Annotated in this window: 26 protein-coding genes; 22 read left to right on the plus strand and 4 right to left on the minus strand. The window is 41.5% G+C overall.

The window, feature by feature from the left end:
• Positions 1-41: 41 nt before the first annotated feature.
• Positions 42-2321: an acyl-CoA dehydrogenase gene (locus KQP93_RS07130; protein ID WP_217876473.1), complete on the plus strand. Its 2280-nt coding sequence runs from the start codon at positions 42-44 to the stop codon at positions 2319-2321.
• Between the two features lie 99 nt (positions 2322-2420).
• Here the strand turns inward: KQP93_RS07130 and KQP93_RS07135 are convergent, their stop codons facing one another.
• Positions 2421-4790 (minus strand): EAL domain-containing protein, encoded by a 2370-nt coding sequence (locus KQP93_RS07135; protein ID WP_217876474.1) that lies wholly within the window; start codon positions 4788-4790, stop codon positions 2421-2423.
• Positions 4791-4981: 191 nt separating this feature from the next.
• Here KQP93_RS07135 and pyrC point away from each other — a divergent pair, with 191 nt between their 5' ends.
• The 10 genes from pyrC to KQP93_RS07185 all read left to right on the plus strand — a co-directional run bounded on the left by pyrC (position 4982) and on the right by KQP93_RS07185 (position 14136).
• Positions 4982-6028: a dihydroorotase gene (pyrC, locus tag KQP93_RS07140; RefSeq protein ID WP_217876475.1), complete on the plus strand. Its 1047-nt coding sequence runs from the start codon at positions 4982-4984 to the stop codon at positions 6026-6028.
• Between the two features lie 342 nt (positions 6029-6370).
• Positions 6371-6580: a cold-shock protein gene (locus KQP93_RS07145; protein WP_036967526.1), complete on the plus strand. Its 210-nt coding sequence runs from the start codon at positions 6371-6373 to the stop codon at positions 6578-6580.
• Between the two features lie 433 nt (positions 6581-7013).
• Entirely contained in the window at positions 7014-7628 is a 615-nt protein-coding gene (locus KQP93_RS07150; RefSeq protein ID WP_063705929.1) for a response regulator transcription factor, read from the plus strand.
• Between the two features lie 474 nt (positions 7629-8102).
• A complete protein-coding gene (locus KQP93_RS07155; RefSeq protein ID WP_062564205.1) occupies positions 8103-8873 on the plus strand; it encodes a DUF3450 domain-containing protein in 771 nt (256 codons plus the stop codon).
• Between the two features lie 6 nt (positions 8874-8879).
• Positions 8880-10244: a MotA/TolQ/ExbB proton channel family protein gene (locus KQP93_RS07160; protein ID WP_217876476.1), complete on the plus strand. Its 1365-nt coding sequence runs from the start codon at positions 8880-8882 to the stop codon at positions 10242-10244.
• Positions 10244-10768, plus strand: a complete 525-nt coding sequence (locus tag KQP93_RS07165) for a MotA/TolQ/ExbB proton channel family protein (RefSeq protein ID WP_054551558.1) — start codon at positions 10244-10246, stop codon at positions 10766-10768. The genes KQP93_RS07160 and KQP93_RS07165 overlap by 1 nt, the downstream gene beginning before the upstream one ends.
• 14 nt (positions 10769-10782) lie before the next feature.
• Positions 10783-11187, plus strand: coding sequence for an ExbD/TolR family protein (locus tag KQP93_RS07170; RefSeq protein WP_054551557.1), 405 nt, complete (start codon positions 10783-10785; stop codon positions 11185-11187).
• Positions 11187-11804, plus strand: a complete 618-nt coding sequence (locus KQP93_RS07175; protein ID WP_054551556.1) for an energy transducer TonB — start codon at positions 11187-11189, stop codon at positions 11802-11804. The genes KQP93_RS07170 and KQP93_RS07175 overlap by 1 nt, the downstream gene beginning before the upstream one ends.
• Positions 11805-11815: 11 nt before the next feature.
• Positions 11816-13075 carry a tetratricopeptide repeat protein gene (locus KQP93_RS07180; protein ID WP_217876477.1) on the plus strand — a complete coding sequence of 420 codons (1260 nt, stop codon included), beginning with the start codon at positions 11816-11818 and terminating at the stop codon, positions 13073-13075.
• 56 nt (positions 13076-13131) lie between these two features.
• A complete protein-coding gene (locus tag KQP93_RS07185; RefSeq protein WP_217876478.1) occupies positions 13132-14136 on the plus strand; it encodes a hypothetical protein in 1005 nt (334 codons plus the stop codon).
• A 14-nt stretch (positions 14137-14150) separates the two neighbouring features.
• On the opposite strand, the gene KQP93_RS07190 is transcribed toward KQP93_RS07185, so the two are convergent.
• Together KQP93_RS07190 and KQP93_RS07195 are read right to left on the minus strand one after the other, a co-directional pair.
• Positions 14151-14486, minus strand: coding sequence for a TraR/DksA family transcriptional regulator (locus KQP93_RS07190; protein ID WP_054561739.1), 336 nt, complete (start codon positions 14484-14486; stop codon positions 14151-14153).
• Positions 14487-14537: 51 nt separating this feature from the next.
• Entirely contained in the window at positions 14538-15515 is a 978-nt protein-coding gene (locus tag KQP93_RS07195) for a tRNA-dihydrouridine synthase (RefSeq protein WP_217876479.1), read from the minus strand.
• A 173-nt stretch (positions 15516-15688) separates the two neighbouring features.
• Here KQP93_RS07195 and KQP93_RS07200 point away from each other — a divergent pair, with 173 nt between their 5' ends.
• The 10 genes from KQP93_RS07200 (at position 15689) to adk (ending at position 25118) form a co-directional block, all read left to right on the plus strand.
• On the plus strand, positions 15689-16177 hold the full coding sequence (locus tag KQP93_RS07200) for an HvfA family oxazolone/thioamide-modified RiPP metallophore (RefSeq protein WP_217876480.1): 489 nt from the start codon (positions 15689-15691) through the stop codon (positions 16175-16177).
• A gap of 54 nt (positions 16178-16231) precedes the next feature.
• A complete protein-coding gene (locus tag KQP93_RS07205) occupies positions 16232-17095 on the plus strand; it encodes an HvfB family MNIO-type RiPP peptide maturase (protein WP_217876481.1) in 864 nt (287 codons plus the stop codon).
• 28 nt (positions 17096-17123) lie between these two features.
• Positions 17124-17846, plus strand: a complete 723-nt coding sequence (locus KQP93_RS07210) for an HvfC family RiPP maturation protein (protein ID WP_217876755.1) — start codon at positions 17124-17126, stop codon at positions 17844-17846.
• A gap of 85 nt (positions 17847-17931) precedes the next feature.
• Positions 17932-18054, plus strand: coding sequence for a hypothetical protein (locus KQP93_RS21470; RefSeq protein WP_254907726.1), 123 nt, complete (start codon positions 17932-17934; stop codon positions 18052-18054).
• A 161-nt stretch (positions 18055-18215) separates the two neighbouring features.
• Positions 18216-18761 carry an adenine phosphoribosyltransferase gene (apt, locus tag KQP93_RS07215; protein WP_054551549.1) on the plus strand — a complete coding sequence of 182 codons (546 nt, stop codon included), beginning with the start codon at positions 18216-18218 and terminating at the stop codon, positions 18759-18761.
• A gap of 3 nt (positions 18762-18764) precedes the next feature.
• Positions 18765-21215, plus strand: a complete 2451-nt coding sequence (gene dnaX, locus KQP93_RS07220; RefSeq protein ID WP_217876482.1) for a DNA polymerase III subunit gamma/tau — start codon at positions 18765-18767, stop codon at positions 21213-21215.
• 59 nt (positions 21216-21274) lie between these two features.
• Complete coding sequence (locus KQP93_RS07225; protein ID WP_016707773.1) at positions 21275-21601, plus strand: YbaB/EbfC family nucleoid-associated protein; 327 nt, start codon at positions 21275-21277, stop codon at positions 21599-21601.
• A 10-nt stretch (positions 21602-21611) separates the two neighbouring features.
• On the plus strand, positions 21612-22220 hold the full coding sequence (gene recR / locus KQP93_RS07230; protein ID WP_054551546.1) for a recombination mediator RecR: 609 nt from the start codon (positions 21612-21614) through the stop codon (positions 22218-22220).
• Positions 22221-22380: 160 nt separating this feature from the next.
• Positions 22381-24294 (plus strand): molecular chaperone HtpG, encoded by a 1914-nt coding sequence (htpG, locus tag KQP93_RS07235; protein ID WP_217876483.1) that lies wholly within the window; start codon positions 22381-22383, stop codon positions 24292-24294.
• Positions 24295-24473: 179 nt separating this feature from the next.
• On the plus strand, positions 24474-25118 hold the full coding sequence (adk, locus tag KQP93_RS07240) for an adenylate kinase (protein WP_036967590.1): 645 nt from the start codon (positions 24474-24476) through the stop codon (positions 25116-25118).
• Positions 25119-25198: 80 nt separating this feature from the next.
• Here adk and tpx read toward each other — a convergent pair whose 3' ends face one another.
• Entirely contained in the window at positions 25199-25780 is a 582-nt protein-coding gene (gene tpx / locus KQP93_RS07245; RefSeq protein ID WP_175082181.1) for a thiol peroxidase, read from the minus strand.
• A 205-nt stretch (positions 25781-25985) separates the two neighbouring features.
• Here tpx and KQP93_RS07250 point away from each other — a divergent pair, with 205 nt between their 5' ends.
• Positions 25986-26990 (plus strand): response regulator, encoded by a 1005-nt coding sequence (locus tag KQP93_RS07250; RefSeq protein WP_054561731.1) that lies wholly within the window; start codon positions 25986-25988, stop codon positions 26988-26990.
• The last annotated feature ends 2 nt before the right edge of the window (positions 26991-26992 follow it).

Genomic DNA, 26992 nt, shown 5'->3' on the forward strand with positions numbered 1-26992 from the left:
GTCATACTTGAAGCAGTTAATTAAAATAAAAGGATTGCACAATGACGACCGTAATCATTCTGTTACTGGTTGCTGTGATTGTAATTTTTGCGGTGAAAGACATTCGCCTCAATCTTGTCACACGACCTACGTTTAGTATGTTTAAAAAAGTTTTGCCGCCGTTATCGCAAACAGAACGTGAAGCTATGGAAGCAGGTGATGTTTGGTGGGATGGTGAACTATTCAGTGGTAACCCTGATTGGCAAAAACTGCATCGTTTTCCTAAACCTGAACTCAGCGAAAAAGAACGCGCATTTATGGGCGAGCAAGTCGAAACCTTGTTAGCCATGCTTGATGATTATCAAATTGTGCAAAAAGATAAAGACCTACCAAAAGAAGTGTGGGACTACCTAAAAAAAGAAGGTTTTTTTGCGTTAATCATTCCTGAAAAATTTGGTGGTCGCGAGTTTTCGGCGATTGCAAATTCAACCATCGTATCGAAAATTGCCACTAAGAGCTTAACCGCTGCGGTCACCGTTATGGTGCCCAATAGCTTAGGTCCAGGTGAATTACTGCTTCACTATGGTACTACTGAGCAACAAGAGCGTTGGTTGCCAAGCCTGGCTAAGGGTGATGATGTACCTTGCTTTGCATTAACAGGTCCTGAGGCTGGGTCTGATGCAGGCAGTATTCCTGATACAGGGGTGGTTTGTAAGGGCATGCATAACGGTGAAGAAGTGATTGGTTTAAAACTTAACTGGTCAAAACGTTATATCACCCTTGCGCCAATTGCCACAGTGCTGGGTCTTGCATTTAAAATGTACGATCCTGAGGGCTTATTAGGTGATAAAAAAGAGCTTGGCATTACATGTGCGCTTATTCCAACTGATCACGAAGGTGTACAAACAGGTGAGCGTCATTACCCGTTAAACATGGCATTTATGAATGGCACAACATACGGTAAAGATGTGTTTATTCCACTTGATTGGATCATCGGTGGCGAAAAGGGCGCTGGTCGAGGCTGGCGAATGTTAGTTGAATGTTTAAGTGCAGGCCGCGGTATTTCGTTACCGGCACTTAGTACAGCAACTGGCCATTTGGCTTCAAGAATGACATCAGCATATGCAACCGTACGCCAACAATTTGGTGTTTCGATCGGCCAATTTGAGGGTGTCCAAGAGGCATTGGCACGTATTGGTGGATTAACTTACACCTTAGAATCAGCAAGGCTAATGACCGCAGGGGCGATTGACTTAAAATTGAGTCCGTCTGTGGTTACCGCTATAGCTAAGTACCATATGACTGAAATGGGTCGTACAGTAATGAATGATGCTATGGACATTCATTCTGGTAAAGGTATTCAAGTTGGTCCTAATAACTATTTAGCCCATGGTTATATGGGGATCCCGGTATCGATTACTGTTGAAGGTGCAAATATTCTTACTCGTAATTTGATGATCTTTGGCCAAGGCGCTACCCGCTGTCATCCGTTTGTTTTAAAAGAAATGGAAGCAGCAGCAATGGAAGATCATGATGTTGCTTTAAAAGAATTTGATTCATTACTACTGCAACACATTCTTTTTGCAGGTAGCAATGCGGGTATGGCATTTGTGCACGGTTTAACACGCAGTTACTTTGCTAAAGCCCCTGTATGTGGCGCAACTACTGTTTACTACAAACAGTTAAGCCGCATGAGCCGTGGTTTAGCATTTTGTACTGATGTTGCCATGTTAGTATTAGGCGGTGAGTTAAAACGCAAAGAGATGATTTCGGCACGTTTAGGTGATGTGCTTAGCCACTTATACCTTGCTTCATGTGTATTGAAACGCTACGAAGATGAAGGACGTCAGCAAGCTGACCTACCATTTGTGCAATATGCCGTTGAGCATTCGTTATTCTGCATTGGTCAGGCATTCGACGGCTTCTTTAAAAACTTCTCTAATCCTGTGGTTAATTTTTTACTAAAACGTATTGTGTTCCCACTAGGTAATCACTACCACCGTCCAAGTGATGAGTTAGCCCAAACAATGTGTGAGCACATGAGCAAACCTGGGGTCTTTAGAGACAGATTAACCCACCTTTGTTATGTCGATGAAAATGCAGGGACAGGTGTAATGGAAAATGCCTTTTTAACCATGATAGATACCCATGAAGACTTTAAGCAGCTTCGTAAATGGCAAAAAGAAGGCACTATTGCCAAAAACCTTGAACTCGAGGGCGCAATTGCCGCAGCAGCAGAGAAAAACTTAATCAATGAGACGGTAGCAGAGCGTATGAATCAAGCCAATGAGCTACGGAAAAAAGCAATAGCCGTTGATAACTTTGCTCCCGGCGAGCTGTAATTTCTTGTAAAGTTAAATTAAACAAAGCCTTGCATTTGCAAGGCTTTTTTATATTAGCTTATACCAATTCGCTTAATTAAGTATTATTGAGGATTGGTATTACAGGCCGCTAGCGATGACTTTTTCTGCTTCACTAGCTGGCATGGGTTTCGCTTTTAAAAAGCCTTGGCCAAATTTACATTGAGTTTGTTTTAAAATTGCTAATTGTTTTTCTGTTTCAATCCCTTCAGCAACAACATCGAGCTTTAACGACTGTGCTAACGATAAAATGGCATCAACTAAGGGGTTGTGCGCTTTGTTTAAGTGGTCAATGAAACTTTTATCAATTTTCATTATGTGAATCGGTAATTGGTGTAAATAACCAAGCGCAGAGTAGCCAGTACCAAAATCATCTAAACAAAGTTTTACTTCAAGAGGCTCAAGGCCCTTGATGATTTTTGTAGCAAGCTCTAAATTACCAATTAGCCCAGATTCGGTGATTTCTAAGCACAGCGAACCTAAAGGAAGCATGTATTTAGAGTACAAGGCATGAATTTGTGCCACAAAATCGAGGCTCGCAAAATGACGCGATGACACATTCACAGTAATGCGGCCAAATGCTTTACCTTCACTCGTCCACTTTGAGATTTGCTTAGCAGCAAGCTCAAGCAAATGTAAATCTAGATTAATAATCTGGCCAGTGTCTTCTGCAACCGGAATAAAATCGTTAGGTGAGACAAAGCCTTTACTAGGGTGGTGCCAGCGTACGAGCGCTTCAAACCCTACAACTTTTGTGTCTTGAATGGTAAAAATTGGCTGGTAATAGAGCTCAAAATCGTCATGCTCAATACCATGCTGTAAATCATTTTCTATATCAGCATGATTTTTAAGTTTTTTACGCATAGTATTGTTGAAAAACTTAACCTTGCCTCGTCCAGACGACTTCGCCTCGTACATTGCTGCATCGGCATGTTGTAATAGTTTATACGCTTGATCGCGACTACTCTCACAAAACGCAACACCAATACTGGTAGATGCTTGCAATAGGTGGCCGTCAATATTGAGAGGCTCAGCGAGAGCCTGTTGAATTCGGTCAAGGGCATCATTAATTTGCTGTTTATCGGTGATGTTTTCCATAAGAATGGCAAACTCATCTCCCCCTAAACGGGCAAAGGTGTCGGTGTTGCGAATAGTACCTAAGATCAACTCACAGATTTTTACCAAAAAGTGGTCGCCAACCTCGTGACCTAATGAATCATTGATACTCTTGAAGCGGTCAAAGTCTAGATAGAGTAGGGCATGTTGATTGCGCTTATCAGCTCTTGCAAGGCGAAGGATCGCATGTTTGATTCGTTCAATTAGCAACGAGCGATTAGCAAGGCCAGTTAATTCGTCGTGTAGAGCGCGGTGCTCAAGCTCTTGTCTCGATAATTGACGGTCTATCGCCATGCTAATTTGACGGCTCACATACGTGAGTAAGGCACGGTCGTGTTCGTCATAGTGATAGCTTTCACTGTAACTTTGTACAGCGATAACACCACTAATACGCTCATTTACTTTAAATGGCACACCTAACCAAGACTCGGCCTGGCGACCAACCATTTTGAAATGACCCGCATCAATGTGCTGTTGAAATTCTTCTTTCGTAAAAAGTAAAGATTGGTCGATGTTTAATAAATAATAAGATGCAGTGTCTTTTAGTTGTTCTTTCGATATTTTCTTGTGCGCGTTAGACCGCACGCCTTCTTCGATAATATAAACTAAATCAAGCACATCGAGTTGCTTGTCATACAAGCCAATAAAAAAGTTATCTGCTCTAAGTAAAGAGGTAATAATGCCATGTAAAGACTCAAAGAAACTATCTAGCTCGCTCGATTGATAAGTTAGATTGGCTATTTGCAGCATCGAGCGTTCTAGTTTTTGTGCATCGTTTAACTGCATCACAGTTTGCTGTAAATCTTCTACGGTGCGAACCTGATTTATCTTGGCACTTAATAGATGCGCTACTGTTGATAAAATCTCTAAATGCGCGTCGTTGTAGTAATCTTTTTGCGGGTGCTCACAGTCAATGACACCCAGAACTTTTTCTTTGTAAACTAATGGTACACAAAGCTCAGAAAGAGCAGGGCGAGAGTCTGCGATATAACGCGGGTCTTTACTTACATCGCCAATCATTAACGGTATACCAGTGCTTGCGACATACCCAGTAATACCTTGATCAAAGCTGATTTCTGTACGATCGATATGGTAAGTATCGTGGCTGCTTGCAGTGCCAATAGACGCCATTTCTTTAAGGGTACGCGTTTTATCGTCTGCTAGATAAATAACACACTCTATAAAACCTAGGCGGCTTACCACTTCTGACGTGACATACTCTAATAGCTCTTCAACTGTGTCTAATTGCATCACAGAGGATGAGAACTGATTGATAATATGTAGTTGGTCTGTTTTGACCTCAAGTGCAAAAGCAGCGTCTAAACTCTTAGGCATAGATTAAAAGGTAACCGAAATGTTGTATTAATTTATTACGTTAACCTACTATCAAACTATCCACAAAGTTATTTTCAAAAAAAACTGGAACTGGTGTAAACTAGGCACCTGAATATGAACTTGGGTAAATAAGCGAGGTTATTTGCTCAATGTTTACGCTATCCCCCTAACTTTAGCCGTGGAAACAAGCAATGTCAGATTTAAATTCGATGCAAACTCTAACAATTACACGCCCAGATGATTGGCACATTCATTTACGTGATGGCGAGCAACTCGTTGATACCGTTCGTGATGCTAGCCGTTACATGGGGCGCGCGATCATCATGCCGAACCTTGTTCCACCGGCAACCTGCACAGACACTGCTTTATCTTACTACGAGCGAATTAAAGCAGCGGGCCCACAAGGTAACTTTGAACCATTAATGGTGCTTTACCTAACAGACAAAACTACACCAGAAGAAATCAAAAAAGCTAAAGCGACAGGTAAAATTGTTGCTGCTAAGTTGTACCCAGCTGGTGCGACTACCAACTCAGATTCGGGTGTAACATCAATCAAAAACATTTACCCGGTACTTGAGGCAATGCAAGAAGTTGGGATGTTGCTGCTAGTGCATGGTGAAGTAACCGATTCATCAATCGATATTTTTGACCGTGAGAAGATATTCCTAGAAACAATTCTAGCGGACGTGGTTAATGACTTCCCGAGTCTTAAAATTGTGCTTGAGCACATCACGACAAAAGATGCGGTAGAGTTTGTTAATAATGCACCAGAGAATGTTGCTGCAACCATTACTGCTCATCACCTTCTTTATAACCGTAATCATATGCTCGCAGGTGGTATTCGCCCGCATTATTACTGCTTACCTATTCTAAAGCGTAACATTCATCAGCAAGCGCTAATTGGTGCTGCAACAAGCGGTAGCAAAAAATTCTTCTTAGGTACTGATTCTGCACCACATTACAAAGACAAAAAAGAAGCGGCTTGTGGTTGTGCAGGGGCTTATACTGCTCACGCAGCTATTGAGCTTTATGCTGAAGCGTTTGAAGAAGCAGGAGCTTTAGACAAGCTAGAAGGTTTCGCGAGCCACTTTGGCCCTGACTTCTATGGTATGCCTCGAAACCAAGATACAATTACATTGGTAAAAGAGAGCTGGACAGTACCAGCAAGCTATAAACTAGGCGATTCAGAAGTGGTACCAATCAAAGCTGAAGCGCAAATGGATTGGCAAGTTAAATAAGTTTTAGCAAGCTATAAATTGAGAATTTAAAAGCCCATCTATTTGATGGGCTTTTTTTCATTGATAATTAATTGTTTATAAATAGTACTGTCATATATTTATGTTTAGGCAGTTGACCTTAAAATTATTTTCGATTAATAGAGCTAAAAGCAATTTAATGTGTTAGTCTTAAATTGCTTTGAGTTTTTGCGTATTGAATTTACGGATAATGTGCGGCTGTACGGTTACCGGTTTGGTTATTGGTTCTTCCTGTACTTTACCCCAAGTTTATTGGGCATTCACTCAGGGAGGATAGAGCCATTATGGCTGAATTTTAATAATTGACTTACAGGAAAATTTGGTATGTCAAACACGGTTACTGGTAAAGTTAAGTTCTTCAACGAAGCTAAAGGTTTCGGTTTTATTGAACAAGAAAATGGCCCTGATGTATTCGTACACTTCAGCGCTATCACAGGTACAGGCTTCCGCACTTTAAGCGAAGGTCAGCAAGTATCTTTCGGCATCAAACAAGGTCAAAAAGGCCCTGAAGCTGAGAACGTAGAAGTAGCATAATTTATTATGCGAACCTAAGCATTTTGGTGAAACAGTTTCTGTTTCACCAAAATTCATTTCCATGCCCTGCCACACCTCAAGTTTAAACCCTCAATAAACACGAATAAATTGTACCGAAATTATCTTCCTCCAAAGGCATTGTTTAAGACTAAATTAATCAGCCAATAAGCTAGAACTTCGCATTCTATGCCCTAAAAGCTACTCTCCATAACTAAAGTATTATATGCTGTACTGATGAAATTTATTTTTAACATGACATCACCTGTTATGTTTAGTTAGTAGTTTTCATCGAGCCTTAATGTTATCAGCTAAAAGTTTATAGTTATTTTCAGCAATCTAGAAATAACCCGCTAAACTTAATTTATCCACATGTGGAAAAAATGCTGAGTAACTTTTACCTGTTTGATGAAATATAATGAAGGTTTGCTAATCGATGAGCATAGGAAACAATATACTTTTGGTAGACGACCACCCAATGGTGGCAACAGCAATTAAAATGGTACTCGCTAAGTCTACACTAGTGAACGAAGTACAAGCTGTTGGAAGTCAAAAGGAAGCATTGCAGTTTTTAAAAAGTAATAATGTAGCGCTGGCAATTTTAGACATTGAGTTAGAAGACTCAGATGGCTTTAGTTTATATAAGCGTGCAGTCAGTAGTGGGTTTACTGGCAAAGTATTGTTTTTATCTGCTAAGCAAGACAAGCATATTATTCGTACCGCAGCAAAACTAGGCGCTCAAGGATTTGTTAACAAGGCCGAAAGCCTTGAAGATATCTCCTCTGCAGTTGAAATGATATTGCGGGGTTATACTTTCTTTCCTCAAGAACACCTAATAGCGTCTGAAAAAGACATAGACGAGTTACTCACTGAACGTGAACTCGCAGTGATGAATTATCTACTGCAAGGTTTATCGAACAAAGATATAGGTGAAAAGCTCTTCATTAGTAACAAAACGGTTAGTACATACAAAGCGAAAATATTTGAAAAACTTGAAGTTGATTCAATTATATCACTCGCTAAACTTGTAAAAGACCGCGCCGTATTCTAAATCTCTCACCCGTAGCGGTGAGAGATTTCAACTCCCTCATTCTTGTGTTTAGTGTCTGATTTGACTGCTTATTGAGCAGGAATAGCTAGTGGATGAATAAAAATTCTTCTAAACAGATTTATTAGATGAACAAAGTGAATTTTTTTTTCATTTTTCTTCAGCATTTTCAGATTTGGTGAAATGTTACATTTATGTTTAAGGTTGAAGCTTGCATCAATGCAATGTTCGCCAGCAAAGGGCTATAGAAGTATCACATGAACACCTCTGTTATATTTTTGTTAATTCGTTGTTTTGGTTATTTTCATCTCAACGACGAGTCACCAAATTTTTCCGATGAAAGCCGAACATCAAGTTGACAGACTCTGATGCATTTAGCATTATTGGAGAGTTGATATCTATTAAAAGATATCAGGGTTGTTCTCTTCGGAGGATAATTAAATTATAAAAGTAACATTACTTAATTGGTTGGGAACTATGTCTGTTAAAATCAGAAAGAGTCTTGTAGCATCAGCGTTGGTTGGCGCTTTTGCATTTGCAAGCAGCAATGTGATTGCAGATCCTTTGAAAGATGTGCAAGATGCAGGTCAACAAATTCAAAAGGCTGCTGTTAAGTCTCAAACTAAAATTGACAATGTATATGGTCAAACTCAAGAGCTAATCGCTGAGTACCGTAGCATTGTTGACGAAACTGAGCTAATGAAGGTTTATAACGATCACGTAGCACGTTTGGTCGCTGACCAAAACGCTTCAATCGAATCGTTTGACCGTCAAATCGCAACTATCGATAACACGAAACAAAACGTTGTGCCTTTGATGTATCGCATGATCGATACGCTTGAGCAATTCATCAAAGCGGACGTTCCGTTCAATCTTGAAAACCGTCTTGCACGTGTTGAAAGACTTCGTGACATCATGGCGTCAGCATCAGTTACTACATCTGAAAAATTCCGCCAAGTTCTTGAAGCTTACACTGTTGAAACTGCATACAGCTCAGCTGTAACTGCTTCTCAAGGTACTCTTGAGATCGATGGTAAAAGCATCAACGTTGACTTCGGTCGTTTAGGTCGTATCACTTACGTAGCTCAGTCTTTTGACCTTAAGCACGCGTGGGTGTGGGATAACAACACTAAACAGTGGAAAGAATTAGGTGAAGAATACCTAAAACCTGTTAAAGAAGTTATCCGTATGGCGCGTAAACAAGCGACATTAGAACTTGTTAAACTACCAATTTTTGGCGCGGAGTAATCAATAATGAAGAAACTATTTAAAGGTTTTGCTGTTGCAGCAGTACTATCTGTTTCTGCAGGTACCGCGCTTAATGCACACGCAAACACTGATGCTTTAGACAAAATTCTTGAGCAAGTTAAGCAAGAACGTATCTCTGAAGGCAAATTAAATAAGCAACGTGAACAAGAGTTCCTTTCAGCTCGTGCTGACAAGCAAGCGTTACTTAACAAAGCTAAAAGCGATCTAGCTGCTGAAAAAGCACGTGGTGACCGTTTAGCTAAAGAATATGCTCAAAACGAAAATACTTTAGCTGAAAAAGAGCAAGCTCTTTTAAACGCTCAAGGTACATTAGGTGAGATGTTCGGTGTTGTACGTCGTGCAGCTGCTGATGCAATCGGTTCAATCGAAGCATCACTTGTTTCTGCTGAAAAACCAGGACGTGCTGAAGTACTTCGCTCACTAGCTGCTGCGAAAGAACTTCCAACTGTTCGTGAACTAGAAGAGCTTTGGATTTCTCTTCAAACTGAAATGACTGAGTCTGCTAAAGTTTCAACTTTCGAAACTGAAGTTGCAGGTCTTGACGGTTCATCTTCTGTGAAGCAAGTAACTCGTATCGGTAACTTCAACTTAGTAACTGACGACGGTTATTTAATCTACTCTCCAGAAACTAAAGCGATTCAACCTCTAGGTAAGCAACCTGATAGCTACATCCTAGCTGGTATCAGCGATTTAGAAGGTACTTCTGCAGATAACTATGCTGGCGTATACATCGACCCGACTCGTGGCGCGATCTTACGTATCAACACGCAGAAGAAATCACTAATGGAATACTACGAGCAAGGTGCTGAAGTAGGTTACATCATCACAGTATTACTTATTGTTGGTCTACTTATCTTCATCGTTCGTTTCATTGATCTTGCGCTTACTAGCACTAAGATCAAGAGCCAGCTTAAAAACCTTTCTACTCCGAATACAAACAACCCACTGGGTCGTATTCTTAAGGTTTACGCTGACAACAAGAATCAAGACGTTGAAAACCTTGAGCTTAAACTTGACGAAGCAATCCTACGTGAAACGCCTCGCATCGAAGCTGGTATCAACATCATCAAGATCTTGGCAGCAATCGCTCCATTACTAGGTCTACTAGGTACGGTAATCGGTATGATCCTTACGTTCCAAACAATCACATTGTTCGGTACAGGTGATCCGAAGATCATGGCTGGTAATATCTCTCTAGCACTTGTTACTACAGCGTTAGGTCTAATTGCAGCTCTACCACTTATTCTACTTCACTCAATTGTTGCGGGTCGTAGTAAGTCGGTTCTACACGTCCTTGATGAGCAAAGCGCTGGTATCATCGCTGCTCACGCGGAGAAGGAGAAAGCCTAATGCTAGTCCTGATGGAGATCTGGGAATCTATCAGGGATTTTGTTGGCACAGGCGGCCAGGTATTATACGTGGTCGCGATAGCACTCTTTCTTATGTGGGTTTTAATGATTGAGCGCTATTGGTTCCTACTAGCTGAGTTTCCTCGTATGACGAAGAACATTGTAGCTCAGTGGGATGCCCGCCAAGACACTACGTCTTGGTACGCACACAGAATCCGTGAAGCATGGATTTCTGAAGCGTCTGAAAAATTAGATCAGCGTATGTTGTTGATTAAGACATTAGTAGCTGTTTGTCCTTTAATCGGCTTATTAGGTACTGTAACGGGTATGATCGCGGTTTTCGAAACCATGGCTACTCAAGGTACTGGTAACGCACGTTTAATGGCATCAGGTATTTCAATGGCAACAATCCCAACAATGGCTGGAATGGTTGCGGCACTATCTGGAGTATTCTTTAGCTCACGTCTAGAAGCGAGAGCGAGAATGGCGAAAGCTAAACTTGTAGATAGCATGCCTCATCACTAGAGAGAGAATTAAATATGGCACGTAAACAACGTTTTCGTGAAGAAGAAGAAGCAGCGGTTGACATGACGCCAATGCTTGACATCGTATTTATCATGCTTATTTTCTTTATCGTAACTACATCGTTCGTTAAAGAGGCTGGTATCGAAGTCAATAAACCTAAAGCAGCTGCAGCTACGAAGCAAAAAAATGCAAACATTTTTGTTGCTATCCGTGCTGACGGTGCGATCTGGATTGATAAACAACAAGTAGACGTTGAGCGTGTATCAGCTAAGCTTGAAAGTTTATTAGCAGAACAACCTACTGAAGTTGTAATTTTGCAAGCTGATAAAGAAGCAAAACACGGCGTAGTAGTTAAAGTTATGGACCAGATCAAAGCGACGGGTGATAACCTTAAAATTTCAATAGCTGGAGATCAGTAATGATTCGTTTTCTGTTTTCACTGATTGCAGGTGGGGCAGTTACTTTCGGCTTGTTCTACTTCATGGCGTACCTCATCTCCGGTGGAGCTGATCGTGCGACTGAACAAAAAGAACAGATTGTAGTCGAAATTATGACGAATCCGCCTGAATCTAAGGTGCAGGAGAGGAAGCGTGTTCCGCCTCCGCCTCCGCCACCGCCAAAGCAGCCGCCTAAGCCGCAGCCGCCTCAGCCGGAAAACAGCAACCCGAACACTGGTGGTTTGTCATTTAATATGCCAAGCATCGATGTGGGTAGCACAGCTGGTGGCCTAAGTGGTCCAGGTGCATTTGGACGTGATGGTGACGCGACACCTATCGTTCGTATTGAACCAAAATACCCTACGCAAGCAGCGCGTGATGGTAAAGAAGGTTGGGTACAACTTTCATTCACTATCAATGAAGTAGGTGGTGTAGAAGACGTTGAAGTGATCGACGCAGATCCTAAACGTATCTTTGACCGCGAAGCTAAACGTGCGCTACGTAAGTGGAAGTACCGTCCGAAAATCATCGATGGTAAACCACAGAAGCAATTTGGTCTTCAAGTACAATTAGACTTTAAACTTAACCAAGGCAACTAAGGAGGCGAGTAATGAGAAATTTATCTAAAGTAACAGCACTTGCGCTTCTTATGTCTCTATCAGGTGTAGCTTTTACTGCACCTGCTTTAGCGGCGCCAGATTACGCGAAGATTGAAGCGCGTAAAAAAGCAAAAACTAAAGTTATGGGAGAGCGCGTTGGTAAGAAAGTTATTAAAGCGTTTGACTTGTACAATGAAGATAAGCTTGATGAAGCGATTGCACTACTTAAAGAAATTGATCCTTCGGACGATTTCGATAAGGCAACAGTCGATCGTTACTTAGGCCAAATGTACGCTCAAAAAGAGCAGTACCAATTGGCTATTAAGCACATCTCAGCGGCAGTTAAGCCTGATGTTTTAAACTTTGCTGACCAAGAGCAAGGCCTAAAACTTCTAGGTGATATGTACGCGGGTACTGAGCAATATGCAAAAGCGAAAGAAGCTTATGCAGCTTGGATGGACTTCACAGGTGAGGAAGACGACAAAGTTTATACGCGTATTGCGCAAGCAAACTACGAGTTAAAACTTTACAAAGACGTACTTCCTGCTGCAGACAAAGCAATTGAATTGGCAAAAGAACCTGCTAAAGCTTCTTACCAATTAAAGCTAGCTGCCTATTTTGAACTTAAACAGTACAAAAAAATGGTAGAAGTAGCTGAAGAGATTGTTCGTGTTTGGCCTGAAGACAAAAAAGCCTGGGTTGGTTTAGGTAAATACTACCTACAAACCGAAGACTTCAAGAAGGGTCTAGCGACCATGGAAGTTGCCTACAAAAATGGCTATTTTGAAAACGAAGTTGAATACAAAGTACTTTCTAACTTCTATTCGTTAACTGATATTCCTTATAAAGCAGCAGTCGTGCTTGAAAAGGCAATCAACGAAGAAAAAGTTAAGCGTAACAAGCAAAATATCAGCGCAGTGGCATCTAACTACCACCGCTCTAAAGATATTGAAAAAGCAGCTAAATACTATGAAGAAGCGGCTAAATTTGATGACGATGCAGAGCTTTACCGCAAAGCGGGTTCATTACTTTTACAATCGCAAAACTATAGTGCAGCCGTTGTTCGTTTGAACAAGGCATTAGAGTTAGGTTCTGACAAAAAAGGAACTATCTACTCTGATTTAGCTGAAGCTTACTATTACCAAGAGAAGTACAAGCAAGCTTACAACGCTATCACTAAAGCAATGGATGATCCGCGCACGCGTCGTTTCGCGAAGAGCTGGTCAACCTTCATCAAAGATAAAGCCGCTCGTAACGGTGTAAAAATCTAATTGATGTTGTTTTAAATTAAAAAGCCCCTCTGGGGCTTTTTTTATGGAATTTTAAAATGCTAAGACAGATCGTATTATTAGTTGTCGCAAGTGTGATGCTGATAGCTTGCTCTGAGCAAACATCAGGTTTCAAAACATTTAGTGAAGGGCAGCAAGCGCTGCAAACTATTAATAATTTATTATCGACTCAAGAACAGCAAAGTGAAGCTGCTAGCTGGCCTTTCTCAGAAAGTTATTTGCAAGCGCGTCATCAAGCCTATCAAGGACTAAAAGTGACTAAGTTAGATGTGTCACAACAGGCGCAATTAAATTATTTAATTATTGCTGAGCGTTATCCTGAGCGTTACTTTGTATGGCCTGTACAACGTGATGTTATTAGCCAAGCTCGTTCATTAGATGACTACTCAGAAAATGCATTAGCTAACTGGCTAGAGTTAGTTGAAACAAAGTTAATTGCAGCTGAGCAAAGCAATCTGAAATTAAATAAAATCGAATTAACGTTTTTACATAATATGGTCAAATCGCACCTTGATAATAGTGATGACAGTGTACAAGCAGCACTTAGTAAACTTAATCAATATTTAACTCAATATAAACCGCGTACAAAACTTGGTTTAGTCGGTTTGGCAAATGGTAAAGATTGGTACCAAAGTAAACTTAATTACTTTAGTGGTGAGACTAAGCCGCCTTTAAATTGGTTAAGTGAAATCCAGGCTTCGTTAAAGCAATCGCAGAGTGCAGATTTTGTATTACCTGTATCAGACTCTCACGCTAAACCATTAGTAATGAATTATTTTGTAGAAAATCATCAGCACACAGGCCTTGATTGGCAGCTTGATTATCTCGACCCGCTCAAAAGTAAGCGTAAACTCACACAAGGCGAGCAATACTTCTGGCAAGTTATGATGGAAACTGATTTGGGTATTCATTATCACACGTGGAGTGAACAACAAGCACGTGTTAACTTGATGAAGCGTTTAGGTGTAGATCAGCAGCAAGCTGATTGGTTAATTGAGGATATCGTGCTTTATCCTGCGATGAGCTTTATTTTTATAAATTAGTACTGCGCTGCGCTCTATGGAGCGCAACGTCGGCAACGTTGGCTTGCAGGATCTGCGAGTAAACGTTCGTCATCAATTTTTTCTTCACAATCACAGCAATAGCCATACTGCCCAATATCGATTTGGCATAGTGCTGCTTCTAACTTTTCTATTCGAGCAATCAATATTTGATACTCAGAACCGAGATTATTTGCTGTCAGCTCTAACCAGTCTGAAGGGGGATTATCCTTGAGTTGCGATAGCAGTTGCTGATGATAGGCTTGATCAGAATTAGCCAGCATATCGAGTAAACGTTGTCTAACCTGCGCAAGTTCTGCAGATAACTTTGTTTGAATTTCAGTATTGTTCATCGCTTTTCTTCCAAGTGGGCAATACTGGTATTATCAAACAAAATCGATTTGCTAATTATGATTTGTATCAATACTCGGCGCTTTCGCGTACTTTCTTAGTACATCTGCAACTTCATCTTTGGCTTTTAGACGGCGGATCTCATCAAAAAGTGCGTTAGCTTGTGGATATTGACGTTTTAAATAGCCGAGCCATTGCTTAGTACGAGAAGCAAAATACTTTTCACATTTACTCTCGTCTTGGTGCATAGATGAATGAATAATGTGGTAAATCACATGTTCCCATAACATCGGAGTGTAATGCTCGTTTTTTGCATGAGATTTTATTTGTTTTGCTAAATCAGGCATCGCTAATGCACCACGACCAAGCATTAAGTCTTGGCAATGACTGCGTTTTTGACAAAGCATGGCATCTTCAACTTGCCAAATTTCGCCGTTAGCAACGACCGAAATATTTTTATCTTTGATCAACGGGGGGATTTTTTCCCAGTATGCCGGTGGGTTGTAACCATCTCTTTTAGTTCTGGCATGAATAGCAAGACTTGAAGCACCCGCGCTAACAACAGCATCAACAATTTCTTGGCTATTGCTGTCGTCATCAAAACCGAGCCTGATTTTGGCACTAACCTCATGACAAGGATCAACGGCATCACGTACGGCTTTGATAATGTCGTACATATGCTCAGGGTCTTTTAATAGTACCGCACCACCTTTACTTTTGTTCACTGTTTTAGCAGGGCAACCAAAATTTAAGTCAATGCCATGCGAGCCTAAGCCTATTGCTTTAACGGCATTTGCTGCCAAAGCATCGGCAACTTGACCTAATAACTGAATACGAACTGGTGTACCTGCACGGGTATAGCCAGCTGTTTTTAGCTCAGGGCAATAGCGATGAAACACGCGTTCAGGGAGCGTGTCTTCAACGACGCGAACAAACTCCGTTACGCATAAATCAAATCCACCTAAATCAGTTAGGAGTTGTCGCATTTTAAAATCCACAACGCCTTCCATCGGTGCTAAAACTAGTCGCATGATACCTGTTAACTCATCAAAAATTAGGACGCGTATTCTAGCTGTTCTGGATTGTTTTATAAATCGTAATTTGCATTCTAGGCACTTTCAGAAAATAATTATAAAAATTTTGAAAGTAATTTTTAGTTCTCGGGTCTTGTTTAATAACCCTTTATAAAAAAGCGAGTCATCGAATGAACACAGTTAAGAAAAATTCAATTGCATTAACATTAGGTGCGGTTGTAGTAGGTGCGTCAAGTTTTGCAGCCACTGATGCCAGTGCAAACCCATTTGAATTTCAGCAAATGCAAGCAGGCTATCAGCTAGATGCCGCTGAAGGTAAGTGTGGCGAAGGTAAATGCGGCGCAGACAAAAAAGCAGCTAAAGAAGGTAAGTGCGGCGAAGGTAAATGTGGCGCAGACAAAAAAGCAGCTAAAGAAGGCAAGTGCGGCGAAGGTAAATGTGGCGCAGACAAAAAAGCAGCTAAAGAAGGCAAGTGCGGCGAAGGTAAATGTGGCGCAGACAAAAAAGCAGCTAAAGAAGGTAAGTGCGGCGAAGGTAAATGTGGCGCAGACAAAAAAGCAGCTAAAGAAGGTAAGTGCGGCGAAGGTAAATGTGGCGCAGACAAAAAGAAAGCTAAAGAAGGTAAGTGTGGCGAAGGTAAATGTGGTTCTAACCACTAAGCGCTCATTTAGCTTTTAAAAGGGCCGTAAAGGCCCTTTTTAGTAGGAGGTAGTATGTTAAAAGAATCAGTAGCTGGTTTTGGGCAGGTTGGTTTAGGTTTGCGCCGAGAAATGCTTGATGAAATGCTCATTGATGTTCCAAAACCCATTGAGTTTTTAGAAGTTGCGCCAGAAAACTGGCTAAAGCTTGGGGGACGTTTTGGTAAACAATTTAAACAGCTTACCGAAAAACATGCCTTTGTATGCCATGGCTTATCGTTATCAATTGGTTCACCAGCAGCGCTTGATATTGACTTTGTGCAATCGCTTAAAGCCTTTTTTAAAGAGCATAATATTCGTTTATTCAGCGAACACTTAAGCTACTGCTCGGGCGAAGGGCATATGTACGATTTAATGCCTATACCATTTACTGAAGATGCAATTAAACATGTGGCCTCTCGTATTAGGCAAGTACAAGATATTCTAGAGCAGCCAATTGCCATCGAAAATGTCTCTTACTATGGCGCCCCTGGCCAACAAATGACAGAACTTGAATTTACTAATGCTGTTTTAGAAGAAGCGGATTGTAAACTGCTGCTCGACGTGAATAACATTTACGTTAATTCGATTAATCATGGTTACGACGCTGAGCAATTCTTAGCGGCCTTACCAACAAAACGTATTGCCTATGGGCATGTTGCGGGCCACTACACTGAGGCCGAAGATTTACTGGTTGATACCCATGGTGCGCCAGTTATCGATCCTGTTTGGCAATTGCTTGGAAAAGCTTATGAAGTTCATGGGGTATTTCCTACCTTGTTAGAGCGTGATTTTAATATTCCGCCGATGAGTGAGTTATTAGCTGAGCTGAAAACCATTGAAGCACTGCAGCAAACAGCTAACAAGCAAAACCAAGCAAGGGTGAAATGCAGTGCCTAATAATTTTACCAAAGTGCAGCAAGCGTTTATGGCGCATATACGCGACCCTCAGCAACATGCTAAGCCTAGCGATGTTGAAGAGCGCCGGATGGCGATTTATCGCGACTTATTTTTTAATAATGTGGATGGGTTTGTTAGCTCTGCGTATCCAGTACTAAAAAGTTTATATTCAGAGCAAGCTTGGCATAGCCTCGTTAGGCAGTTTTTTAGCCAGCATGATTGTAAATCTCCTTATTTTTTAGATATTGCAGGGGAGTTTTTGGCCTTTCTTGCTAATGACTATGAAGTGCAAAGTGATGATCCCGCGTTTATGTTAGAACTAGCGCACTATGAATGGGTTGAGCTCGATGTATCGGTTGCTCAAGAGGTGCCAGAAGAAGTGAGCTTATCGGCTCATCAAGTGACAAGCTCTGCATTATTCTTAAGTTCGCTTGCGCGTAACTTGAGTTACAGTTTTCCTGTTCATACCATCAGTGTAGATAATCAACCAAGTGAACCTGCGGCACAACCAAGTTACTTTGTGGTTTATCGTGATAGTGATGACGAAGTACAATTTTTATCGACAAATGCGATGACCGCATTACTTCTTAGTATCATAGAATCTCAGCCGGGTGCAGATTTTAATGATGTATGCCAAGCAGTTGCAGAGCATGCGCCTCAATTTAGCCAAGAGCAGCTGTATCAGGGAGCGCTCAATACCTTAAGTGCCATGGCAGAGCGCGGCATTGTGGTGACTAATACATTGGTTTAAAAATCGGCTAAAGCTCTTTATTGATGAGGGCAGTTCGACTATTATGTGCGCCTTATTTTGTCGTGCTTAAATAAAGGTAGTAACTATGTCGAATGATAAAGACTTTAAAGATCCGTTCAATGCAACTTATTTCATTGCGTTTTTAGCTGTATTCGGTGGCATTGGCTGTCTAAACGCTATTCTTGGTTGGATCACTTCTTTATCTTAATCTGCGCAAGCAAATTTAAGACAATAGGCTGCATAATGCAGCCTTTTTTATAGTTGATATTTCTTGTTAAGTGATTAATTTCGAAACTTGCTACCGACTTTCTACTAAGGTGATGTTATACTCTCGAGCTTTGTTAGATAAACTTTTTGAGCAGTATAATTATGACTCAAGCAACTTCAACGCTCATCAAACAGAGCATTGCAACGATCGCTGATTACCCAAAGCCGGGCATTATGTTCCGCGACGTAACAACTTTAATGGCTAATGCTGACGCATTTAAAGCAACTATCGACAGCTTTATTGCAGCATATAAAGACCAAGGTTTTACAAAAATCATCGGTACTGAATCTCGTGGTTTTATCTTCGGTGCACCACTTTCTTACGCACTAGGTATTCCATTCATTCCAGTTCGTAAACCAGGCAAGCTTCCTCGTGAAGTGATTTCACAAAGTTACCAATTAGAGTATGGTGAAGATATTCTTGAGCTTCATACAGACGCAATTGTCCCTGGCGATAAAGTGTTACTGGTAGATGACTTACTAGCGACAGGTGGCACAATCGAAGCAACTGCAAAATTAGTTGCTAAACTAGGCGGTAACGCAACTGATGCCGCATTTGTTGTTTCTTTACCTGAGCTGGGTGGTGAGCAACGAGTTGCTGATATGGGCATCAAAATCTTAAAGTTGGTTGAATTCGAAGGCGAATAATTAATGAGTTATCAGGTTCTAGCAAGGAAATGGCGACCACAAACCTTTCACGAGTTAGTGGGGCAGTCTCATGTTAAACAGGCATTGGTTAATGCATTAACACAAAATAGACTCCATCATGCTTATCTCTTTACTGGAACCCGTGGGGTGGGTAAAACAACCATTGCACGTATATTCGCAAAAAGTCTCAACTGCGATAAGGGTATCTCTGCTGAGCCATGCGGCCAATGTTCAAGTTGTACTGACATTGAAGCAGGCCGTTATATCGATTTGTTAGAAATCGATGCGGCATCACGTACCAAAGTAGAAGATACCCGCGAAATCCTTGATAACGTTCAATACGCACCAACACGTGGTCGTTACAAGGTATACCTAATCGATGAAGTTCACATGCTGTCAAAGCATAGTTTCAATGCATTACTTAAAACATTGGAAGAGCCGCCAGAGCATGTGAAGTTTTTATTAGCGACAACCGATCCGCAAAAACTGCCAGTGACGATTTTATCGCGTTGCTTACAGTTTAATTTAAATGCTTTGTCGCAATCAGAAATTCATGACCAGCTTGCCCATGTTCTTAATCAAGAACAGCTAAATTTTGATGATAAATCATTATCTATTTTAGCTAAGGCAGCCGATGGTAGTATGCGTGATGCATTGAGTCTTACAGACCAAGCAATTGCGCAAACCAATGGCAATATTAATCATCAGGCAGTGCAAACTATGCTTGGCTTGATGGATACTCAATATAGCCAAACCATGTTAGCAGCGTTACTGTGCCAAGATGGCGATGCATTACTTCAAGAAGTAAAAGCAGTTGTTAGCCGAAACCCTAACTTTGTAGCCTTGCTCGACGATTTAATTGCCCTGACGCACCTTATTCAGCTTGTGCAACTCGTGCCTAGTGCCGCGGCACTTGATGATACTAACCGTGAGTTTATTGAGCAGGTGGCACAAACCACTGATGCACAGCAGATGCAGGTGTACTACCAATTGCTATTAAATGGTAAAAAAGATTTGCAGTGGGCACCCGATGCTAAACTTGGTTTTGAAATGATCATGTTGCGACTGCTTGCATTCCAACCTACGCAATTTGCACAAAGCCAAACACCAACGAATACCCAGCAGCAGGTTAAGCCAAGTGGTGCCGGTGCACTACGTGATATTTTGAAAAAATCAACGGCGCAACGTGAGCAAGCAGCTTCAGAGCAAGCACCAGTTGCACATAGCTCTCAGGCAACTGCTGTTCCTTCAGAGCCTCAGCCAGCACAAGCTGAGCCTATTCAAGCAGAACCTAATCAAGCTGCCAAGGCAGAAACGGCAAATAGTCATGAGCCTGCCCAGCAAGTTGAAGCAACAGCAGAAGAGCAGCCTGATGCTGGTCAACAGCCTCAGCAATCTGTTGAAACTGCAATGGCCGCTGAAGTTGAACCTGCGCCACAACAGCAAGAGCAAAGCCACTCAGGGCAAGTGCCTGCAGCTGAATACTCATCACCAGAGTATTCCTCGCAAGATTACATGGACGATCATGAAGCACAAATGGACCCATCACTTGCTGCGCAATACGATGATGTGATGAATAGCGCCTATGATCAGGGCTTTACTGCCAATGAAGCATCTGAGCCTCAGCAACAGCAAGCTGCACCAGTGCAATTACAACAGCAGCAAAGTCAGGCGCAGTCGGCTATTGCTCGTATTTTACAAGACCGCAATATTTCAGGTGCCGGGCGTTTAAGTGGTGCAGCAACGCAAACTAATGCTAAAGCAGAACCACAGCCTGAAGCGAAGCCCAAAGCAGTGCCGCCAGCGCAACAAAGCACAGCCGCGACCAATATTCAGCCTCAGCAGCAAGCAATGGCTGCTGAAGTAAAAAAGCCCATCCCCCAGCAAACGGGGGAGAGCAGTAATAAAGTAAAAAAAGTCGACTTTCGAGAAAAGCATCAAACAATCACCGAAAACTTAGCGCCTGAGTTACTTGAGCAGATCAATCCTCAAAAAGCGCCAGAGCCAGTAGTCGAAGAAGCCAGTATTCCGATACCTGATGATTTTGAAAGCCCGATCAGCAGTATTAAATTTGCACACGAACAAGACGAATGGGCGTATTTAATTAAACGCATGGGGCTTGGTGGTCGCATGCGCCAATTTGCGCTGCATTCAATTTTTACCAAGCAGAATAATCAGCTTCACATCGAAGTTGACTCATCACAGCGCCATTTAGATAGTGCAGTGCTTAGACAAAAACTCAATGCTGCATTAAGTGAAATTTACGGCCATAATGTAGAGCTTAGTATCGAGTTTGCTGATGGCGTAATTGATTCACCGTATTTGATTCAACAAAAAATCGATGCGGGACGCCATCAACAAGCGATTGATGTAATAAATAGCGATGAGAATATAGTGCAATTTCAGCAGTTATTTAGCGCTATAATCGATGAAAACAGTATTCAGGCATTGTAATTAGTTACAATAGCCCTTATCTTCATGCCAATTAAAGTAGTTTAGAAAGAGAGACAGTTATGTTTAAAGGTGGAATGGGTAACATGATGAAGCAAGCGCAGCAAATGCAAGAGCGCATGCAAAAAGCCCAAGACGAAATTGCAAACCTTGAAGTAGTAGGTGAAGCAGGTGCAGGCCTAGTTAAAGTAACTATGCTTGGTAACCACAATGTACGTCGTGTTGAATTAGATGAAAGCCTAATGGAAGACGACAAAGACATGATCGAAGATTTACTAGCGGCAGCGTGTAATGATGCTGTACGTCGTGTTGCTGAAGAAACACAAGAGCGCATGAGCAAAGTAACTGGCGGTATGCAATTACCACCAGGTATGAAAATGCCATTCTAAGTGATTTTGTATGCAACTATCTCCTAGTTTAACACAGCTAATTGAAGCGCTACGATGCCAGCCGGGCATTGGCCCAAAGTCGGCACAGCGCATTGCTTTTCATTTGCTTGAGCGTGACCGTCAAGGTGGTAAACAACTTGGCCACGCATTAACCAAGGCAATGGATGAAGTAGGGCATTGTCAATCTTGTCGTACTTTTACAGAGCAAGCTGTATGCGATATTTGTTCAAGTGTTAAACGCCAAGATAGTGGTTTATTGTGTGTCGTTGAATCACCAACCGATGTACTCGCTATTGAGCAAACTGGTCAATACCAAGGTCTTTACTTTGTTTTAATGGGTCACTTGTCGCCAATTGATGGCATAGGACCAAAAGAAATTGGCCTTGATATTCTTGAAAGTAAGTTGCAACAAGGTGGTATTAATGAGGTGATCCTAGCGACCAATCCAAGTGTTGAAGGTGAAACCACAGCCCACTACATTGCTGAGCTTTGTCATAAGTATCAGGTCGGTGCATCTCGTATTGCTCACGGTGTCCCTGTTGGTGGTGAGCTCGACTTACTTGATGGTATGACATTGATGCACGCATTTAGCGGACGACGCGCCGTAAACCAAAATTAATACCTGATATGGTATCAAAAGCCTGCTTTATGCAGGCTTTTTTGTGTATAGCCCCCAATTTAGCCGCTAATTTAATTTTTTGCCTTGAAGTTCAAAAAGCCTGCCCCATATAAAGAGTCATAGTGCAGATTAGACACTTTGTTAATTGGAGATTTACACAATGACTGCAGCACAAAAAGAAACATTAGGCTTTCAAACCGAGGTTAAACAGCTGCTTAACCTTATGATTCACTCACTTTACTCTAATAAAGAAATATTTTTACGTGAGCTTGTATCAAACGCGTCAGATGCGGCAGATAAATTACGTTTCCTTGCGCTTTCTAATGGCGATTTATACGAAAACGATGCGGAACTAAAAGTACGTATCAGTGCCGATAAAGAAGCAAACACGGTCACCATTACTGATAACGGTATTGGTATGAGCCGTGAAGATGTGATCAATTCACTAGGTACAATTGCAAAATCAGGCACCGCAGAATTTTTCCAAAACCTAACAGGTGATCAAAGCAAAGATTCACAATTGATTGGTCAATTTGGTGTTGGTTTTTACTCAGCATTTATCGTTGCTGACAAAGTAACAGTGCGTACTCGTAAAGCAGGTGAAAGCCAAGGTATTGAATGGCAATCTGCAGGTGAAGGTGAGTACACATTACAAGAGATTGATAAACCATCACGCGGCACTGAAATCGTTCTTCACCTTCGTGAAGACGAAACAGAGTTTGCTGATGAGTTCCGTCTACGTAGTATCGTAACTAAATACTCAGACCACATTTCTATTCCAGTTGAAATGTATAAAGCAGAAGTACCTGAATCTGAAGGTCCTGACGGCGAGAAAATTCCAGCACAGCCAGGCGAGTGGGAAGGTATTAACCGCGCGACAGCACTATGGACTCGCGATAAGTCAGAAGTAACAGACGAAGAGTACAAAGAGTTTTATAAGCATATTGGTCATGATTGGGAAGAGCCACTTAGTTGGGCACATAACAAGGTTGAAGGTAAAACTGAATACACTAGCTTGTTATACATCCCGAAAAAAGCACCTTTCGATTTATGGAACCGTGAACGTCAATCAGGTTTAAAACTGTATGTGCAACGTGTTTTCATCATGGATGACGCTGAGCAGTTCATGCCAAGCTACTTACGTTTTGTGAAAGGTTTACTTGATTCAAATGATTTACCACTTAACGTGTCGCGTGAAATCTTACAAGACAACAAAGTAACGCAAGCAATCCGTAAAGGTTGTACATCGCGCGTACTTAAAATGCTTGAGCGTATGGCGAAAAACCGCGAAGAAGATTACCAAACGTTCTGGAACGAGTTTGGTCAGGTGTTAAAAGAAGGCCCAGCTGAAGATGCGGCTAACAAAGAAGCCATTGCTAAGCTACTGCGTTTTGCTTCTACACATACTGACGAAAGCACACAAAATGTATCGCTTGATCAATACATTGAGCGTATGAAGCCAGAGCAAGACAAAATCTACTATGTAGTTGCTGATTCATTTGCAGCTGCGAAGAACTCGCCACACTTAGAGATCTTCCGTAAGAAGGGCATCGAAGTATTGCTTCTAAGCGACCGTGTTGATGAGTGGATGATGAGCTACTTAACAGAGTTCAACGAAAAATCATTCCAGTCAATTACCCGTGGTGACTTAGATTTAGGCAACATGGATGACGAAGAAACTAAAAAAGCGCAAGAAGAGTCAGAAAAAGAAGTTGCAGGCCTAGTTGAGCGCATTAAAACGGCACTAGGTGATAACGTTAAAGACGTACGCTTTACACACCGTCTAACTGACTCTCCTGCATGTGTTGTTGCTGATGAGCACGATATGAGCTCACAAATGCAAAAGTTAATGGAATCAGTTGGTCAAACAGTCCCTGAGCAAAAGCCAATTTTTGAGCTAAACCCAGAGCATCAGCTTGTTAAACACTTAAATGTTGAACAAGATGAAGACAAGTTTGCTCAGTGGTCACAAGTGCTTCTAGATCAAGCATTACTTGCTGAGCGCGGTACTTTAAAAGACCCTGCAGGCTTTGTAACTCGTTTGAACAAACTTATGCTAGATTTAAGTAAATAAGCGTTTTAGTAGAATGAGTTGGAAAAGGGAGCAAGGCTCCCTTTTTTATTGCCGCTAATATAGGCAATTGGTATAAGTTACTTGAGGTATAGCCTTAGTTGTGGAAGAATTCAGGCTCTAAAAACAAAACTCCACTGATCGACCATTTTTAAGATTAGTATCACACAGAGGACAATGATATGCGCATTATTCTTTTGGGCGCGCCGGGTGCAGGTAAAGGTACTCAAGCTCAGTTTTTGATGGACAAATACGGTATTCCACAAATTTCTACGGGCGATATGCTGCGTGCAGCAATCAAAGAAGGTACACCACTTGGTCTTGAAGCTAAAAAAGTAATGGATGCAGGTCAATTAGTATCTGACGAAATTATTATCGGTCTAGTTAAAGAGCGCATTGCTAAGCCAGATTGCGAAAAAGGTTTCTTACTAGACGGTTTCCCTCGTACTATTCCTCAAGCAGATGCAATGAAAGAGAATGGCGTGGTAGTTGATCACGTTATCGAATTTGACGTTGCTGATGAAATTATCGTTGAGCGTATGGGCGGCCGTCGCGTACACCCTGGCTCTGGTCGTGTTTATCACGTTGTTTATAATCCACCTAAAGTTGATGGCAAAGATGACATCACAGGTGAAGACCTAATCATTCGTGATGACGACACTGAAGAAACAGTTCGTAAGCGTTTAGGTATTTACCACGACCAAACTAAACCATTAGTTGATTACTACCAAGCTGAAGCGAAAGCAGGCAACACTCAGTACCACAAATTAGACGGTACTCAAGCTGTTGAAGCTGTTAGCCAACAACTTGGTGAGCTTTTAGGTTAATTTACCTTTTAGAATCACAAATAAAAAACCGCCTCTGGGCGGTTTTTTTGTGTCTGTCTCGCTGCAAGTAAAATTGCGCTTTACAGTTTCTTTAATGCCGCAATAGCACTGTCGTAATCAGGCTCTTTTGAAAGGTTATCGACAAGCTGCTTGTAAACGATGTTATGTTCTTTATCGAGCACAAATACGGCGCGGGTTAACAAGCCCATATCTTTGATAATCAAACCGTAGTTCTTACCAAAGTCACGCCATACTGAGTCAGATAAAGTCACTACTTTGTCTATATTCTCCGCTTTACAAAAGCGCTTCTGTGCGAACGGTAAGTCTGCGCTTAAGGTTAGCATCGCCACACTTGGGTATTCTGAAGCTACTTTTTCATTAAAGTGTTTGGTTTGAATACTACATACACCGGTGTCTAAACTTGGCACAACGCTTAAAAGCACGGCTTGGCCTTGATAGTTGTCTAATGTGACGGGGGTAAAGCTGCCGTCTACTACTTTAAAATTAGGCGCTTTTTGACCAACTTCAACACCTTGTCCTAGTAAAGTGACCGGCTTAGACTGGGCAGAAACCTTACCAGCATCTAAACTATTTTCTGATAAATCACCTGCATAACTAAACGTGCATACTGCACCTAATGCAAATATAAGTGGACGTAACATAATAAGATTCCTTCAAATTAACGCATTTAACACCAGTGTATTATACTCATGGGGTGGCTCCAAGGATTAGTACAATTTAAAATTGTAAATAACCAGTAGTTTGATTAACATGTGTTCGTGACCCTATTTTTTATATATAAAAATAAGAATAAAGTTGCTAGGCTAATTTACGCCTAGTTAAAAAGTACGGATTTAGAGAGAGAGTATGTCAACTTCGGTATTAGTTTGTGATGATTCAAAGTTAGCTCGTCGACAATTAGCACGCTCTTTACCCGATGATTGGGATATTAAAGTTGAGTTTGCTGAAGACGGTGTTCACTGTATTGAGCAAATCAAAAAAATTCAGCCTGAAATACTGTTTCTCGATTTAAACATGCCTGAAATGGATGGCTACGAAGTACTTCAAGCTATTCAAGAACAAGACCTTCATGTTCTCACCGTGGTTGTGTCTGGCGATATCCAACCTAACGCTCACCAACGTGTTCTTGAGTTAGGCGCTATCGACTTTATTCAAAAACCTTGCTCTGCAGAAAAGCTTGCTAATATCATCGAGCACCATGGCATTAAAGATAAAGCCATGCGTGAGCGCCTTGCTAATAAGCTAGGTGAGCAAGTTGACCCTGATGTGCGTGACATCTATCAAGAGCTCACAAACGTGGCTATGGGGCAAGCAGGGGACTTATTAGCGCGTCTTCTTAATGTATTCGTAAAGCTTCCTATTCCTAATGTAAATGTATTAGAGGTAAATGAGCTCGATATGGCTTTACGTTCTATTGATGCGAATGCCACTACATCTGGTGTGTGCCAAGGTTTTATCGGTGGTGGTGTATCTGGTGAAGCCTTATTGCTATTAAATGATTCAAGTTTTAAAGAAATTGCGTCACTAATGAATTACGAAGGCGAGCTTAACGATAAAGTTGAGCTTGAGCTGCTGATGGATGTCAGCAACATTCTAATTGGCGCGATTTTATCTGGGCTTTCTAAACAGCTCGATATGCGCTTTAGCCAAGGTCATCCTGTGGTGCTAGGACAGCATTGTGATGTGACCGATTTAGTAAAAGCCAATAAATCTCGCTGGCAACGAACGCTGGCGATTGAGATCAGCTATGGCATCGAAAATCACAACATTAACTGTGATTTGATGTTGCTGTTCACCGAGGACTCATTAAAAACCCTTAAGTACAAAGTAGCTTATTTATTAGAAGACTAAAC

The sequence above is a fragment of the Pseudoalteromonas shioyasakiensis genome (assembly GCF_019134595.1).
Taxonomy (GTDB): Bacteria; Pseudomonadota; Gammaproteobacteria; order Enterobacterales; family Alteromonadaceae; genus Pseudoalteromonas; species Pseudoalteromonas shioyasakiensis_A.

What these genes read in the sequence shown, in the direction of transcription:
- dnaX (WP_217876482.1), top strand. Translation starts at nt 18,765, where the DNA reads ATGAGTTATCAGGTTCTAGCAAGGAAATGGCGACCACAAACCTTTCAC.
- KQP93_RS07170 (WP_054551557.1), top strand. Translation starts at nt 10,783, where the DNA reads ATGGCACGTAAACAACGTTTTCGTGAAGAAGAAGAAGCAGCGGTTGAC.
- adk (WP_036967590.1), top strand. Translation starts at nt 24,474, where the DNA reads ATGCGCATTATTCTTTTGGGCGCGCCGGGTGCAGGTAAAGGTACTCAA.
- KQP93_RS07175 (WP_054551556.1), top strand. Translation starts at nt 11,187, where the DNA reads ATGATTCGTTTTCTGTTTTCACTGATTGCAGGTGGGGCAGTTACTTTC.
- KQP93_RS07155 (WP_062564205.1), top strand. Translation starts at nt 8,103, where the DNA reads ATGTCTGTTAAAATCAGAAAGAGTCTTGTAGCATCAGCGTTGGTTGGC.
- htpG (WP_217876483.1), top strand. Translation starts at nt 22,381, where the DNA reads ATGACTGCAGCACAAAAAGAAACATTAGGCTTTCAAACCGAGGTTAAA.
- KQP93_RS07250 (WP_054561731.1), top strand. Translation starts at nt 25,986, where the DNA reads ATGTCAACTTCGGTATTAGTTTGTGATGATTCAAAGTTAGCTCGTCGA.
- KQP93_RS07210 (WP_217876755.1), top strand. Translation starts at nt 17,124, where the DNA reads ATGGCGCATATACGCGACCCTCAGCAACATGCTAAGCCTAGCGATGTT.
- KQP93_RS07195 (WP_217876479.1), bottom strand. Translation starts at nt 15,515, where the DNA reads ATGCGACTAGTTTTAGCACCGATGGAAGGCGTTGTGGATTTTAAAATG.
- KQP93_RS07200 (WP_217876480.1), top strand. Translation starts at nt 15,689, where the DNA reads ATGAACACAGTTAAGAAAAATTCAATTGCATTAACATTAGGTGCGGTT.
- KQP93_RS07225 (WP_016707773.1), top strand. Translation starts at nt 21,275, where the DNA reads ATGTTTAAAGGTGGAATGGGTAACATGATGAAGCAAGCGCAGCAAATG.
- KQP93_RS07160 (WP_217876476.1), top strand. Translation starts at nt 8,880, where the DNA reads ATGAAGAAACTATTTAAAGGTTTTGCTGTTGCAGCAGTACTATCTGTT.
- KQP93_RS07130 (WP_217876473.1), top strand. Translation starts at nt 42, where the DNA reads ATGACGACCGTAATCATTCTGTTACTGGTTGCTGTGATTGTAATTTTT.
- KQP93_RS07180 (WP_217876477.1), top strand. Translation starts at nt 11,816, where the DNA reads ATGAGAAATTTATCTAAAGTAACAGCACTTGCGCTTCTTATGTCTCTA.
- recR (WP_054551546.1), top strand. Translation starts at nt 21,612, where the DNA reads ATGCAACTATCTCCTAGTTTAACACAGCTAATTGAAGCGCTACGATGC.
- tpx (WP_175082181.1), bottom strand. Translation starts at nt 25,780, where the DNA reads ATGTTACGTCCACTTATATTTGCATTAGGTGCAGTATGCACGTTTAGT.
- apt (WP_054551549.1), top strand. Translation starts at nt 18,216, where the DNA reads ATGACTCAAGCAACTTCAACGCTCATCAAACAGAGCATTGCAACGATC.
- KQP93_RS07135 (WP_217876474.1), bottom strand. Translation starts at nt 4,790, where the DNA reads ATGCCTAAGAGTTTAGACGCTGCTTTTGCACTTGAGGTCAAAACAGAC.
- pyrC (WP_217876475.1), top strand. Translation starts at nt 4,982, where the DNA reads ATGTCAGATTTAAATTCGATGCAAACTCTAACAATTACACGCCCAGAT.
- KQP93_RS07165 (WP_054551558.1), top strand. Translation starts at nt 10,244, where the DNA reads ATGCTAGTCCTGATGGAGATCTGGGAATCTATCAGGGATTTTGTTGGC.
- KQP93_RS07145 (WP_036967526.1), top strand. Translation starts at nt 6,371, where the DNA reads ATGTCAAACACGGTTACTGGTAAAGTTAAGTTCTTCAACGAAGCTAAA.
- KQP93_RS07185 (WP_217876478.1), top strand. Translation starts at nt 13,132, where the DNA reads ATGCTAAGACAGATCGTATTATTAGTTGTCGCAAGTGTGATGCTGATA.
- KQP93_RS07205 (WP_217876481.1), top strand. Translation starts at nt 16,232, where the DNA reads ATGTTAAAAGAATCAGTAGCTGGTTTTGGGCAGGTTGGTTTAGGTTTG.
- KQP93_RS21470 (WP_254907726.1), top strand. Translation starts at nt 17,932, where the DNA reads ATGTCGAATGATAAAGACTTTAAAGATCCGTTCAATGCAACTTATTTC.
- KQP93_RS07190 (WP_054561739.1), bottom strand. Translation starts at nt 14,486, where the DNA reads ATGAACAATACTGAAATTCAAACAAAGTTATCTGCAGAACTTGCGCAG.
- KQP93_RS07150 (WP_063705929.1), top strand. Translation starts at nt 7,014, where the DNA reads ATGAGCATAGGAAACAATATACTTTTGGTAGACGACCACCCAATGGTG.